Annotated in this window: 12 protein-coding genes; all 12 read right to left on the reverse strand. The window is 41.2% G+C overall.

The features are described 5' to 3' along the window. Positions 1–41: 41 nt before the first annotated feature. Entirely contained in the window at positions 42–1,070 is a 1,029-nt protein-coding gene (locus JNG87_RS14680) for a hypothetical protein (RefSeq protein ID WP_202839121.1), read from the reverse strand. Beyond that, the gene (locus JNG87_RS14685) at positions 1,063–1,866 is read right to left on the reverse strand and encodes a molecular chaperone (protein ID WP_202839123.1); all 804 of its coding nucleotides are present in this window, start codon (positions 1,864–1,866) and stop codon (positions 1,063–1,065) included. Before JNG87_RS14685 ends, JNG87_RS14680 begins: the two co-directional genes overlap by 8 nt. A gap of 75 nt (positions 1,867–1,941) precedes the next feature. Beyond that, positions 1,942–2,466, reverse strand: coding sequence for a hypothetical protein (locus JNG87_RS14690; protein ID WP_202839125.1), 525 nt, complete (start codon positions 2,464–2,466; stop codon positions 1,942–1,944). A 312-nt stretch (positions 2,467–2,778) separates the two neighbouring features. After that, the gene (locus tag JNG87_RS14695) at positions 2,779–3,195 is read right to left on the reverse strand and encodes a hypothetical protein (RefSeq protein WP_202839127.1); all 417 of its coding nucleotides are present in this window, start codon (positions 3,193–3,195) and stop codon (positions 2,779–2,781) included. A 46-nt stretch (positions 3,196–3,241) separates the two neighbouring features. Then, positions 3,242–4,072, reverse strand: coding sequence for a helix-turn-helix domain-containing protein (locus JNG87_RS14700; RefSeq protein WP_202839128.1), 831 nt, complete (start codon positions 4,070–4,072; stop codon positions 3,242–3,244). Positions 4,073–4,277: 205 nt separating this feature from the next. Then, positions 4,278–4,826 (reverse strand): hypothetical protein, encoded by a 549-nt coding sequence (locus JNG87_RS14705; protein ID WP_202839129.1) that lies wholly within the window; start codon positions 4,824–4,826, stop codon positions 4,278–4,280. Continuing rightward, positions 4,823–6,076, reverse strand: coding sequence for a phthiocerol/phthiodiolone dimycocerosyl transferase family protein (locus JNG87_RS14710; RefSeq protein ID WP_202839130.1), 1,254 nt, complete (start codon positions 6,074–6,076; stop codon positions 4,823–4,825). The genes JNG87_RS14705 and JNG87_RS14710 overlap by 4 nt, the downstream gene beginning before the upstream one ends. Continuing rightward, on the reverse strand, positions 6,073–7,344 hold the full coding sequence (locus JNG87_RS14715; RefSeq protein ID WP_238349597.1) for a condensation domain-containing protein: 1,272 nt from the start codon (positions 7,342–7,344) through the stop codon (positions 6,073–6,075). Before JNG87_RS14715 ends, JNG87_RS14710 begins: the two co-directional genes overlap by 4 nt. Positions 7,345–7,359: 15 nt before the next feature. Beyond that, positions 7,360–9,762, reverse strand: coding sequence for a glycosyltransferase (locus tag JNG87_RS14720; RefSeq protein WP_202839134.1), 2,403 nt, complete (start codon positions 9,760–9,762; stop codon positions 7,360–7,362). Continuing rightward, entirely contained in the window at positions 9,755–10,537 is a 783-nt protein-coding gene (locus tag JNG87_RS14725) for an alpha/beta fold hydrolase (RefSeq protein ID WP_202839136.1), read from the reverse strand. Before JNG87_RS14725 ends, JNG87_RS14720 begins: the two co-directional genes overlap by 8 nt. After that, positions 10,528–10,827, reverse strand: coding sequence for an acyl carrier protein (locus JNG87_RS14730; protein ID WP_034696900.1), 300 nt, complete (start codon positions 10,825–10,827; stop codon positions 10,528–10,530). Before JNG87_RS14730 ends, JNG87_RS14725 begins: the two co-directional genes overlap by 10 nt. Then, on the reverse strand, positions 10,815–15,065 hold the full coding sequence (locus JNG87_RS14735) for a type I polyketide synthase (protein WP_202839138.1): 4,251 nt from the start codon (positions 15,063–15,065) through the stop codon (positions 10,815–10,817). Before JNG87_RS14735 ends, JNG87_RS14730 begins: the two co-directional genes overlap by 13 nt. Positions 15,066–15,067: the final 2 nt, after the last annotated feature.

The raw sequence follows: 15,067 nt of genomic DNA on the forward strand, positions 1-15,067 counted from the left end.
AAAAATGAAAAAGATTTTTTTGAACAGGTCTTGAAGCATGGTTATTGGGGGATAATCTCGTATTGAAGAGTGGTGGAATATTCTTCCGATTTGGCATTAATCAGTCTTTCATCATTGGCTTTGGTGGAATATCGGATATCGTAATATAAGCTTGAATTTCCGGTGGAGCCTCCAGTCGCAATAAGCTGGGGAGAAGCACTCAGCAGAATAGGATATACATTCCCATTGTTTCCGGAAACGGGGATGAGATTCATTTTTACGGTTCCTAAAGCAATGTAGTTTCCGGCTGGAGAGCTGAACTGCCCCTGAAGAGAACGTAATTTGATCTGGTAATTGGTATTGCTTTTTACAATCAGTCCATTGGAATAGGTGACACTTACTCCGTTGATATAATCCGGCATACTTTTGAATTCCAGTGATCCGTTGACTGCTTTTGCGGAAAATTGAAGCGACATTTCGGGTACATCGGTCGGAGTTCCGCTGAGCGTTCCGATGTGAATCTGAAAATTATGATCAGCCCTGCCAATAATATTGTTGTACTGGTCATACGCCGTAAACTGAACCGGAACATTAAATCGGGTCCAGGAAGGATAGCTTCCCAGATAAGACCCTCCCATAACGGTCAGGCTGTATTTTACCTGCAGGTTATAATAGCCGTTGGGCTGTGGGGGCTGATTGTACAGTGCTGCATTGGACTGTGGAATTAAAAAGACTTCCTGGTTGGCCTGAAGAAAAGTATTTAACGGCATTCCGATCTGAGGAATGGTGGGCACAGGTCCCGGATAAGCCTGTCCTGAAGTGGAAACCGGTTGAAATGATATCTTGTTGGCAGGCATCGTATAATTTCCGTCCGTAGAAGTGATAGGCTGCTTCAGCCTCATGGATATTTTCCAGTAAGGAATATTAAATGCTCCATTACCGGCCAGGGTAAAGGTATAGGCATCAGGATTGGTATTTCCGCTGTAGGAATTAATCTGTAAGTAGCTGTTTATCCAGGAATTATAATTGACCTGTGAGAAGCAGCTCAGAGAGATCAGCAGAAAGAAACAGAAGAATTTTTTACTATTCATAGCTGAAACTTAATTCTCCTAATTCCAGATTGTTGTTGTCTCCATAATCAATCATTACCGAAGCGGTATACTTTCCTTTTTCAAGGCTTGCCGGAAGAGGGATATCCATTTCTCTTTTGTTTCCGGGCATGGAGTAAAAGATAACGGGATCCAGTGATACTTTTTTTCCGGTTTGGGTATTCACAAAGTCAGTGTATATTTTTCCGTCACCCCATACATCGCCCTGATTTTCAAAAAAGAGGTTGACTGTATTGGTTGTTTTTCCGTATACCAGATTCTGGATTTCAAGTTTTTTCGTTTTGGCGGCAGGCAGCTTGTGGAATAATTTGATTCCTGAGCGGATGCTTACCTTGATGTTGGCGCCTTTATGATCCACATCATCTACCGGATTCATCTGGCTTACATATAAAACGGCCGTATGGGCAGCCAGTTGGTCTGAAAGTGCATTAGGAACCGTAATGGTAACCTCAATATCTTTTTTTTCTCCCGGAGCCAGCGTAAAGTAATTCTCTTCTTTTTTGACCGAAACCCAACTTGCGCAGGAAGCGGGAAGGGTATTGGCAGGATACGTTACATTCTCACCTTTGCCGTCATATTCCCAATCTCCTAAACTTACAGCCAGGTCCAGAGAATTTTTGGCACTTACATTCGTTACCGTTATTGTCTGGGTATTGCTGTTTCCGTTTCCCGACTCAAAGTACAGTCTTGGTGGTGAAACCGAAACTCCTGTTTGTGCAAATCCGTGAAAAGATGATAGGAAAAGAAGACTGAAAAGGAGAAGAGAAAGTCTGCTCATGGCGGAGATTAGTTTTTAAGTGTTGATAAAGTGCTGTGGTAGGTACAACACTTTATCATTACAGAATGATATCTATTATTGAGAAATAATGGTATACGTAAGTTCAGTAGTGTATACGGTAGGATCTTGTCCGGCAATATAATTGTTCAGGTACTTATTATCTCCGGCGCCTTTGTATTCAATGTTAATTTTTTTGTCTACACCTCCGGTAGAAGAAGTTACCAAAGTAGCTTCGTTAGTTGATAATTGTACATTCTGAGCATATTGAGCACCGTTTACCGCGTCAGAACCTGCGCTTGCTTTAATCTGGATGGTGTTAGCCTGGATGTTTTTACCTCCATATTCTAATACATCGTTACCACCTTTTACTTTTACCTGGAATCCTCCTGTGCTGTAAATGCTTAAATGATCTGCGTTTACAGAAGATACACCGTCGGCATAGTCATCTTTGGTTACATAGTCCAGGTTAACGATTTTTTGAGCGTTGTTAACAACAAGAGTCTGAATAGGTTTAAGTCTCACGTTAAGGGTTACATTCTGTTGTGCTTTTAATGTTGAGAATCCCAGGATAGCAAAAGAAGCTAAGATCAAATTTTTCATAAGGTTAAGGATGTTTTTTGTATTAATTGTTTTTAAAATTGCGGTTGCAAAGGTAAATACAAAGAACATCAGGATCTTTGTGAAAAAATACTTATTATTTGTGAATTTTTACGGAGAAATAAGCGCGCAGAAATAAATGCCTTTTGTGAATAATTACACAAAAAGTATAGTTTAAATGCTGATAAAATCACCATAAAGTAAAAAAAATGCTTTATTAATCTTAAACATTAATTTTACTTAATATATAGGGAATGAATAAATTGTAGAATTATTATTCAATGCATAGTATTTTTTTTAAGCGTTGCTTAATTTTTACTGAGAAATTAGAGTTAATATTAAAAAATTTTGCTCATCACTGCTGTTGGAGCTTAAATCTTCCATTGCATTTTCTAACTCATGATCGATGATATATCTCTTTTGAACCACCCCTTTGTGATGGCTGATAAGAGGGTAATCACCAGATCTTTCCCTGTTGCTTTCGGAAGTACCGGACGTATCACGATCTTCATCATATTCTGCTTTCAGCTGAAATCCGGACGGACTTGAGATGGTTACAGACTGAACTTCCCGGAAGGAAGACTCGCTCCCTTCGTCCGAAAATCCTGTGCCTACAGCAAGCATCTGTACAGGATAAAGCCTAACGTTAAGCCTCAAACCGTCTGCTGCCTGTGCAAATGATTTTGTAAAAGCAAAATAAAGCAAAATGAATAAAATATACTTTGCAAGCATATAACCTATATTTTTCCCCAAAAGGTTACTTATGTAAATATACAAATTATTTCATTTCGGAGGGATTTTTTCCCGTATGTTTTTTAATAAAATTAGTAAAGTTTCCTTCATTGCTGAAACCCAGATCATAAGATATCTCAGAAATCGTGGAGTTGGAGAAGCTCAGGGCTTTTTTGCATTCGGTAATGAGTTTTTCAATGATGATATGTTTGGCTGTTTTTCCCAATACATATTCTGTCATCTCGGTCAGTTTTCTTGATGAGATATTAAGTTCTTCGGCGTAATAAGCCACTTTTTTTGCCTTTTTATAGTCTCTTTGCAACAGAACTTTGAACCGGTTGACATAATACATATAGTCAAATTTGATTTCCTTTTTGATTTCTTCAGTAGGAATATGCAGAAGGGCATCCAGCATCAGTCGTTCTATAGCATTATGGGCAGCCGCTATATATAAGCTTTCATCCTTTTTCCTGAAACTTTCCATCTGCTCCAGAAAAACCACTCTCATCTGTTCTACATTCAGGAAAGGTGCTATAAATATGTCGGAATTATAATTATAAAAAAGCTGAGAATTGATAAAAAGACTGTCTTTGGTTGATCTTTCATAAAAACTGGATGAAAAAGCAATTGAATATACATCTGATCTTTTGGTTTCACCGAAGACTATTTTCTTTTGCGGCCCTACGAAGGCAATACTTCCTCTTTTTAAAGGGTATGGAACATTCTCTACCGTTAGCTGGATATTTTCCAGAATAATATAAATGCAAAAATATTCCAGGGTATTGAATTCTCTTTTGTTGTTATTTCGGGCGATAATATAATCTAAACGATTGATACTGAATCCTATATTTTTTAACTGATCCGTTATTTTGTACATACATTATTAATCATTCTGTTCAAGAAAAATTCTTGTAAATTATTATATAAATATAAAAAATTTACCAAATAGTAAGTTTTAAAGGAAAAAATTAAGTTGGGTATCCATAAAAATACCCGATGACCATCTGATCAACCGGGTATTGTTATATTTTTTTTATTGTTAATTCAATGACAGACAATGACGTATGTTTTTTATTGGGAAATTATGTGTTTAAATCAGCTGGGACTGATGTTACTTTGCACATCCATTTTCTTAACCTCCATACGGGTAAGTATACAAAAACCACAGACAGAATTCCCGCCAGCGTTCCCACTACCACAGCCATTGCCGTTGCATCCAGTTTGTAATCTTTTGAAAAATTATACTGTCCTATAAACAGCAGCGACAATACCAATAATCCTGTAATCAATCCATGTAGGATGCTCAGTCTGGTCATCAGCTTTTTGATATTAAGCTGTTCATCTACCGTAAACTCTATGGCTTCCTGGCTGGCAGCATCCGTTACTCTTTTGATGATGTCTATGGTAAGAACCACCGGAAGGAAGATGGCCATCGGCAGGGTGAGACGGGCAAGATTTTGGGTTCCTGAAAAAAAATGGGTGTAGCCCAATTCCTTGAAACTGGCGTAAGCAATAATGAAATTAAAAAACACATTCGGAAGGACATAATAAATCGTACGCTTTATGAGAAAGCGTTTGAGGGTGGTTTTCTTTATCAGTCTGGGCTTCGGAGGCTTTATTTTAAATTTCATAGAGAAGTTGTCAATAGCTCGATGGCTTTATCTTTTATCAGATGAGCTTCCTCTTTGGGAAGAAAATTTTCATTGGACATGAAGGTGAAGTCCATCTGCTGGTTGTACGTACTGGTGACTAAGGTATTTGAGTTCAGCCATGGGAAAGCCACGGTAGGACTAAAAATCGTTTCCAGGCTGAAGTTTTTATAATCATTCGGGATATTGATCTTGCCCATATTGGATAAGGTAATATCATGTCCGCCTTCGCTGGATTTCAGCATATTGATCATCCGTCCTACAACAGGATGCATATGTTCTCCCATCCACAGGAGCTCACGGGCTTCCATCTTATTGATTTTTGCAGTAAGGTCTTTTTTGATCAGCCTGGCATTGTCCATCACATCATTGCTGTTTTTCCTGATGGAAAGCTCCACGGTTGGGGCAAAAGCAAATAAATGATCTTCTTTAATTTCCGGAATAAAATGACGCACATCTACCGGGCTGATCACTTTACCTTTGGCACGGTCTCCCTGAACATCCCGGAAGGCCTGCATCACGGAAGAACACAGCAAAGCATGCACAGAAATCTGGTTGGCTTTACATTTTTCAGTGATAAGCCTGGTTTCTTCCTGAGTCATTTTCCAGTGAATGGTATAGCTTTTTCCCTGGTTTCTTTTTTTGCTTTTTCGCTGCATGGAAAAGAATATTCTGGCGAACAGAAGGTAAAGGCCGGCCTTATATTTTTTGATTGCTGTATTAAAATCCGAAGGCAGAAAATCATCAACAGATTCAAAAGCAACATAAGGAATTAATGGAGCATAAGGATTGTCCAGCAAACTCAGAAGCTCACGCAGTAAGGTTACTCCCGTGGTTCCATCGGATATGCAGTGAGGCATGACCCAAAGGATTTCGGAAGTATTGTGTCCTTTTACCCAGACTACTTCGGCCAATGGTTTTTTGGGTGTTTCAAAAAGTTTAAACCATCCTTTTTCGGATTCTTTGAACCAATCTTCATCTGTTGTACGTTCTACAATGCGAAGCGGAATAGGTTCAATATCTTTCTGCCCCATAAAATAAGGGTAGTTTCCGATGTTATGGTCAATATTCGTTCTTAGAATAGGATGCTTCTGCTGGATTCTTATTAAAGCCGCTTTAAAATTTTCTTCAGGAATCTCCCCTTTGATTCTTGCCGTATAGATACAGTTTAAAGGAGTTTCAGGATCTACATACATGATCCTTTCCACCATCATTAAGGGTCTTTTGATCATGATACTGCCATTTGTTTTAGTTGAGAATGGATGACCTGCATTACCTCTTCACGAACTGCCAGCGCATCTGTGTAAGGTAAATATCCTTCGCTTCCCATGAATGAAAAATCCATTTCACCCCGGTACGTTGAGGTTACCATTGTAGTGGTATTTCCCAGCGGTCCGATTACTGACGGACTGAAAATCGTATCTACCGTAAACTCCTTGTACTCATGAGGAATCTGAATGCGTCCCAGATTGGAAAACATACAATCGTTGGAGGATTTTCCGTTCTTCAACAGCCTGGTGAAATTACTCAGGGCATCATGCCCGGATTCCATGACCATCATGGTGATATAGGGATTCAGTTTTGAGGTCTTTTTTTCCACAGATTTCTGCATGGCACGGAGATTATCCTCAAAGCTTAGCTTTTCATCAGAAGAAACCACAATCATCAGCCCGAAAGCGAAAATATGATCTTCTTTGATCTGTCCTGCAAAACGTCTGATGTCTACCGGACAGGAAACTTTATTGAAGGACTTTTCTGCTCTTACTTTTTTAAATGCCTGCAATACCGCCGCACTTAAAAATGTATTTACCGTTACCCCCCGGGATTTGCAGTAAGTGATTAATTCTTTGCTTACCGTTTCATCCAGCTTCCAATGGATGAGGTAATCACTCTGTCTTTCCACAGCTTTTTTGCCTGTAGGAATCCATTTGATGGCAGTGGCGGCCATTCTTCCGATAAGTCTGGCTTTCAGTTTTTGTCTGCGGCTTTTCAGGATATGGGCAGGAACCACATCTTCAATTCCCAAGATCGGGTTTTCTGTCCCGATTTCAGCAGCCGGATTGTCCAGAGCCATTAAAAACTCTTTCAGGAAGGCCATTGCAGAACCACCATCGCAAAGACAATGGTGGAACGCAAACAGCATGTCAGAAACGTCTTCCCCTTTGATCCAGACAAACCGGATCAGGGGTAATTTTTCGTAATTAAAGATGGTGTTCCATTCTTTCATGGATTCTTCCTGCCACTGGTCCTCACTTTGTCTGGTGACGATTCTTACAGGAATGGAAACCGTTTTTTCAGGAACATTAAACCATGGAATATTTTTTTCATCATGGCTGATTAATGCTCTCAGCCAAGGGTGTTTGTTTTGAATCCGGGCCAGAGCCTGCTGGATCTCTTTTAAGGTAAAAGTTCCTCTCAGTCTGAACGGAATGACCGCGTTAAAAGGTTCTGTTCCGTCTCCCAGTAACATACGTTCACCAAATAGCAATCTTCTTTTCATAGGTTGATTCATAGGCTACACAGAAGCTAATGTTGAATGTTCGTTTACAAAATTTTCTAACAGCTCTACCGCTTTGTCATTTCCTCCGGCAAGGGTGAATGTATTTCTTACTTCCTGAGCGGCAGTTCTGTATTTAGGATTTTCCAATAATTCAAAAACGGTTTCACGAAGGGCCTCTACGCGGAGTCTTTTGTACCGGATGCTGATTCCGCAGCCTGCCTGTTCGATCAGTTTGGCAATATGGAAATGATCATAAGCAATAGGCGTGATCAGCATGGGCAATCCGTTACGGAAAGTATCATTTACAGTATTGAAACCACCGTGGCAGATTACCATATCCATTCGCTGCATCACTGCCGATTGTGGCACAAAGCTGTTCACGATAAAGTTATCCGGCCATTCTTCAAAAATTTCGGGTGGAGTAGCAGCAATCACGGTCACCGGCTGGTCTTTAAATGCTGCAATGATTTTTTCAAAAAAAGCTTTTCTGATGTCTACCAGCAGCGTTCCCAATGATACAAAGATTTTTGGAGTGGTAGACGCATTCAGTTTATCCCAGTCAAACAGAGCATCATTCGGACGTCCTTTTACCGGGCCCACAAATTTCATATGAGGCGGAACGGTTTCAAATCCTGCGAAAGCCTGGGAGGTAAACACCATATTCAGTTTGTGAGAATGGATATAAATTCCCTCCTCATGAATTCCTACTTCTTTTTGCAGGTCTTTGATAAGGTTTTGCTGCCATTCCCAGATTTTTGGAGCACTTTTTTCCGTATCTCCCATCACATCTGGTGGTACAGGAGTTGTCGTTACACAAGGAATATTGTTTTTATGGGCGAAAAGAGCCCCTCCGAAAGTGATACAGTCATTTACAATCACGTCAGGTATCCAGCTTTCAGTGAGTCTCGTTAATCCCGGCATCATCATTTTAGCGAAAGGAACATAGGTTTCTTCCAGTGCCAGTTTCATTACTTCAGGACCGGAGCATGCGGGTCCGTCGTCCTGCCTTTTCAAGATACGGGCAATTTCTTCCTGATACGGAACAAGATCTTCTTCAGGGTAGAAATAAGAACCTCCTTCAGGAATATGTTTACTGTCTAACGGGGTAATCCCAAACCATTTTACTTCATGTCCGCGGGCAATTAAACTCGCTCCCACACTTAAAGTAGGGCTCACATGTCCAAAAAATGGAGGAACTACAAATAAAAATCTAGACGGTTTTTCAGGTTTTGAAGCCTTTACTATAGCCTGTTCCAATAGGTTGGCTGCTGTAGCAGCGCCTCCTGCTTCCACAAAAGACTTTCCTACTTTCTGAGCCGCTTCACGGTAGCCCGGAGTATTTAAAATCTTGTGTACGGCTTCTCTCAGGTGATTGGCTTTAAATCGGTTAAAATTAAGGCGCTCACCCGCTTCTGTACGCACCACACGTCCTGCAACATGCGACTGATCATAGGCAATAGGAATCACGACCAAAGGAATACCATTGGATAATGTTTCAGATACGGTATTATGACCGCCATGGCAAACTACGCCGTCAAGATGAGGCAGCAGATCCAGTTGCGGAACTTGTTGATACACCATAAAATTGTCCGGCCACTGCTCAAAAAGCTGTGGATCAGAAACGACTACAACGGTTAAATCTTCATCTTTAAAAGCATCGATTACCTTTTGGAAAAATGCCTTTTTATGATCGTGATCGAAGGTAGTTCCGATACTTACTAAGATCTTTTTATTGTCTTTGCTTTTTAATCTCTCCCAGTCGAATTCACATGAAACACGTCTTTCCGTAAGAACCGGACCTGTGAACTGGTATTGAGACGGCAGATCCTCCATTTCCCCAAAGAAATAGCCGGAAGTCAAAACCAGAGTTAGAAGGTCTGACGTCGCCAGAGAACGTTCTTCCCGGAAACCGAGTTCTTTCTGCAGATCAATGATTTGATTCACTTCCCATTCGTGTACTTTTGGAAGCTCATTCATAATTTTGATGGCTGCCGGAGCGGTAACAGAAGTGGCATAAGGAATACCAAGAGTTTTGGCTGCAACCGGAGCTGCAAATAACTGATGATCCCCGATAATCAAATCGGGCTGCTCTGTTTTTAATAAAGCAACAATACCATTATAGCAATGTCTGTTCAGCGGGATAAGAACCTCTTCATACAGGAACTTAACGCTGTCTATACCATACACTACTTTTTTGGAGATAATATCGAGATATTGTTCACTTTCTTTTTTTTCTTCGTCGGTCTGATCGTACTGGATCAGTAATAATTTTCCTCCTTCGGGAAGTTTGGCCTCTAAAGTCGGGTCAAGGCTGATCCAGGCTACTTCATGTCCTCTTTCCAGCAGCGTAGCACCGATGCTTAAGGTAGGGTTGACATGACCTGTCAATGGTGGAACTATAAATGCAAATTTAGCCATGGTTTTGTGTTAGGATTTTAGATAAAAATTGAGCAATCGTTTCAGCAATCAGATTTGGTTCCTGGATAGGAATATTGTGATCACCCGGGATTAATTCAAGTTCAGACTGGCTGATTTGAGATTGCAGCCACTCACCGGTAGGTCTGCAGTTGGAATCAGCGCCATAAAGCAATAGCGCAGGAGCCGTTAATTCATTAAAATGGGCTTCACCAAGGAAATGTTTTTCCTTAATCATATCTGCTTTAATGCTGGTTTGGTTAAACAGAAATTCATACATACGGTGGTTCTTCTCCATTTGTCTTTTGCCCATCTGTACTTTGGTGGTGTCTGTAAAGTTGGCTACATAGTGCTCAAGAAATTCCTTGCTGTATTCATCAATGATGTTACGGGCTTTTTCATCCTGAGGATCCGGCGCTTCGATCACCACTAGCTGATTCACGCGGTCCGGGTATTCTAAAGCTGTTTTTAAAGCAATAAGACCTCCGAAACTATAGCCGACAAGGTGTACTTTTTCCAGTTGAAGATGATCTATTAAACCTATTAAATCAGATGACATATTGTCAAGGTCGTACCCATCCAGAAAGCGTTCACTCATACCGTGGCTTTTCAGATCGTACATCACCACATGGAAATGTTTTGCCAGCACAGGGGCAATATTAAAATAATAAATGGACAGGTTGCTGAACATACCGTGGATGAGTACCACGGTTTGTCCGGCTCCTTTGTTGAGTTCCTGTATATGAACTTGTCTGTTATTGACAGTGATTATTGGCATTCGTAGATATAATTGATGATCATACTAAGGTCAAGATTAATAAGCTGGTCAAGATCCATAGATGATAACCAACCTGTAAAGTCGATCTGATCGCCAAAATGCGCCTTGATCTTTTCAGAGAAAGAGACAATCTCAATGCTGTCCATTTCAAGATCTCTGGTGAATGAACTTTCAGGAGTAATATCCATCTCTTCTACAAATTCAGCACCTATCACTTCAGTAATAAAACCTTTTAATAAAGTAAAAAGTTCTTCGTGGTTCATTTTTAATGTTGCGTTTACAGTGTCCATCCGATAATATAATTTTTATGTTTAATAGTTTTGATTTCAATGTTGTTGATCCACAAGTGATCATCTTTTATTTCTTCGACTTCGAAGGCTTTAGGATTCCCTTTCAGTCCTGTTCCCAGAAACTTTCCGTAAGCTTCCTTGGCGACCCAGAAACGGGTGGTCCACTCCGCCTGATCTCTGTCTTTTAATAAGGTTAATTCTTTGTCGGTAAATACCATGTCATAGAATCCTGAACTGCGTTCTTCCATCAGTTCCATATCAATTCCTACAGATTTTCCATATCTCGCGATCCCAACAGCTTCTTTTCCTTTATGAGCCAGAGAAATATGGATGTTATCTGTAAAATCACTGATAAGGTAAGGTTTCCCCACTTCATCGGAACGGATTTCAAACGTGATCGGGAAGCAGGCATGATTTTTTTCTTTGCGAAGAAGATTTCTTACGGCATCTTTCACCGCTACACGGCTTACCATCCAGTTTTTCTTTTTGTTAGGTAATAGCTGCTGGTGATGCTGTTTTTCCGTTTGGTTGAAATATCTTTTCAGGATAAAATCCCATGAAGCGACTCTTGTATAGGCTTGGTGGAAGAAGAATACATCAGGAGCAATCTCTTCCGAAAGGCGGTTGTGCAGTGGTGACATGGAAACATTCCATAAGGCGGCATCAATTTCCAGTCTTCTGTTTTGCCAGCCCGTAATGGCGCACCATACTTTTCCGTCTCTTTTCAGGATGATATCGGCTATGGCAAATTCATCATTCAATTCGGTGAGCATGCAGGTACATTCAAAAATACCTTCCTGATCATGCATATCTCCGAAGAATTCAATATCTCTGATTTTTACAGGGAATGCAATACGGTCTTTCACCAAAGTAAGCTGAAGCCAAAGCCCGAAAAGCTGTCCTGCATTATCCAGTAAAGAACCTTTACCTCCGTTTCCTTTTATCTTCCCGATGATTCCTTTATCTCCAACGGCAGAAACTTCCGTAATTCCCTGGTATTGGTCTCCATGGAACATGTGCATGTCATAGATTTCCTCAGGCGTTCTTTCAATGGGTAAAAGATGACCGATGGAAAGATTGAAGTCAGGTGTTGGAACAGGAGCAGATTTTAAGACTACTTCTGCGTTGGCAAAGTTTTCAATGTCAAGATAGGCATGATTCGGTGAACGCCATTCTCCTTTTACGGTTTTTTCGAAAGGTTTGGCCACGTTCATCCATTGGAATACACTTACATTCATGATTTTATGAACCAATGTTCCCGGGATTTCTGCTTCTGCGATTTCTGCTAATTGCTCAAAAATCATCGTCATCGGAATAACCGGTTCCATATCTGCTACATGAGCCCAGCCTTTGGGCTGTCTCAATAAACTGTGGTCGATCAGGTATGGATGGCTTTCCAGTGTTACATACAGATCTTTTGTAAAGGTCGTACTTCTTATGGGTTGTGGGGCTGGAGCTACAGGAGCAGGTCTTTGGATGGTGATTTCCGGACGGTTCTGGAATAAAGTCAATACTTCTTCCTGCATACGGATCATATCGGCAACGTTATCCTGGAATGCCTGTACCAGAGGATGTCCGCTTTTTGTGGCAATAGCTGAAGCTGTTGCTGCATATTGTTTTGGCGTGTCAAAAGACTGAGCCAACGCTTTCACCTCTTTAAAATTCCGGATGATAGGTGAACCTAATTCCAGTTTAATGCCTTTTCCTGAAGCTTTTTTCGAATGATTTTGAATCTCTAAAAAGTCAAGGGCAATTGTTTTTCCTTCTACAAATAATGAAGCAACTACTCTTTGTAATTGAGCCAATGCAGAACGGGTCGGAACGCTGGAAGCAATCGTACTGAATGCTTTTCCTTTTAACGTATCATCAATAAATCCAATCAGACCGCCAGTTCCGACCTGAATGAAGACTCTTGCGCCTTCTTCGTATAATTTATCTGTCAGTTCACGGAAACGGACAGGTTCTACCAAATGCTCGGCACTCAGTTTTCTGATCGCTGCCTGATCTGCAGGATAAGGTTCTAAAGTGGTGGCAGACCACAATGGGATTTTCGTCTGCTGGAACTGTGCTTTTTCCATCCCCGCAAGGATCACATCCAATTTATCAGCGATAAAAGGAGAGTGGAATCCTGACTGGAACGGCAATACCTGATGGAAGATCTGTTTTGCTTTTAACAAGGGAACCAACTCATCCAGAGCAGTATTGCTTCCGCAAAGAATCACCTGATTAGGGCAGTTATCATTGGAAATATATAAGTCTGAAATTTCTGAAATAAAAGGCTGTACTACCTCAATTCCGGCTCCTATGGCGATGAATCTGGAATCTTTTAATTCAAAAGTTTCAGGGTTCAGCACGTCAATTAAAGCTTTTACAGAATTGGCTTCTGCTAATTCCGAAGAGTAACCGGCCAGCCATTCTCCTAAGCTGTGTCCTGCATTCATATCCGGAATAATTCCCAGTTTTTTAAGTGAATTATCAAGGATACTGCAGTTGTTGAAAATGTTTAAAGCATCGGTTAGAAGCCCTTCACCTTCTGTTTCGATAGGTGCTGACAATCCGAAATAACGGCTTACCGTTTCTACCTCACCTTTTGCCAGACCATCTAATCCAGGGAATACAAAGGCTACTTTACCTCCATCTTTTAATAATGGGGTAGAAGTGTACCAGATATCCTGTTTGTTTTTCCAGATGATATTTTTGGAAACAATTTTTATGGCTTTTTCTATTCTGGCAGGAGTTGGATCGAATATCGCAACTCTGAAATCTCCTTCGCCGATAGTTGTTTCATTATTTTGTAATGCAGATAGCAGTTCTTCGTGAGTAGGTCTGGCCAAGATCAATACCTGATCTTTTTTAGGCATATCATACCCTTCCAAAACAACGTGTGCATTGATTCCTCCGAATCCGAAAGCATTCACCGCAGCTACTTTTGGTAGTCCTGTTTTTGACCAGTTTCTGGCTTCCTGTACCGGTTCGAATCTTGTGTTCTGCATCTCTGCAGTGGGATTCTCACAATACAAGGTTGGCGGCAAAGTATCGTGATGCAATGCCAGACAGGTTTTAATCAGTCCTGCAATGCCTGCAGCCGGCATAGCATGTCCGATATTGGATTTCACAGATCCGATACCTGCTGCCTGAGCTGATTCTTCTTTTCCAAAGAATTGGGCTAAGGTCTGAAGTTCTGTTTTATCTCCAAGCGGTGTTCCTGTGCCGTGAGCCTCAAGGTATCCCACTTTATTTTTATCTAAATCAGCATTGATCCATGCCTGTTCCAACGCTTTCAGCTGACCTTTTACGGACGGGCTCATTACGCTGGTTCCGGTACCATCACTGCTTACGCCTACACCTTTGATCACAGCATAGATTTTATCCTGATCACGAACGGCATCTTCCAGTCTTTTTAAGACTACGAAACCACAGCCTTCACCAATCAGTAACCCGTCAGCATCACTACTGAACGGCTTGATCTGCTGCTGGCGTGACATCGCTCCCAGCTGGGCAAAAATACTCCAGAAGGCAGCGTTCTGTCCTGTGTGTACACCTCCTGCGATCATGATATCGGAACGGCCTCTCTGAAGTTCCTGTACAGCATGATCTACAGCGATTAAAGCAGAGGCACAAGCGGCATCCACGGTAAATGCAGCGCCTCCCAGATTGAAACGGTTGGCGACAAGAGAAGCAACAAGGTTCGGAATTAATCCCATGGCGGTATCTGCTGCAAAACGTCCTTTACGTTGTTGAAAAGCATGTTTTACCCTTTCAATATCGGAAGAAGAAACATGAGGTAACAGTTCCTGTAATAATGAGGAAATCTGTTCTCCGGTTCTTACAATTTCGATAGCACGGGTTGCTCCCGGACCGGTATAGTTTCCTTTCCCGATGATGATTCCCGTTTTTTCAAGGGAAATGTTTTTCTGAAATATACCTGCATCTTCCAGTGCTTTCTGTACCAGATCAAGGGTAAGCAAATGGTCGGGTTCCGTTCCTTCAACAGCCAGTGGTAAAATACCGAATGCGGTAGGATCGAATGTATAATCAGGGATAAATCCTCCGCGCTGACAGTAAAAACGGTCAACGGGACTTGTGGCATCACTGAAATGAACAGGATCTATCCGATCCGCCGGAGCGACTTCGGTAGAATCAACTTTATTGACAATATTCTGCCAGAAAGTGTTGGCATCCTGTGCCCCGGGAAAGACACAGGATAAACCAATTACAGCAACATCTGTTTTTTTCATAC

Origin of the sequence: Chryseobacterium cucumeris (assembly GCF_016775705.1) — a bacterium.
Lineage (GTDB): Bacteria > Bacteroidota > Bacteroidia > Flavobacteriales > Weeksellaceae > Chryseobacterium > Chryseobacterium cupriresistens.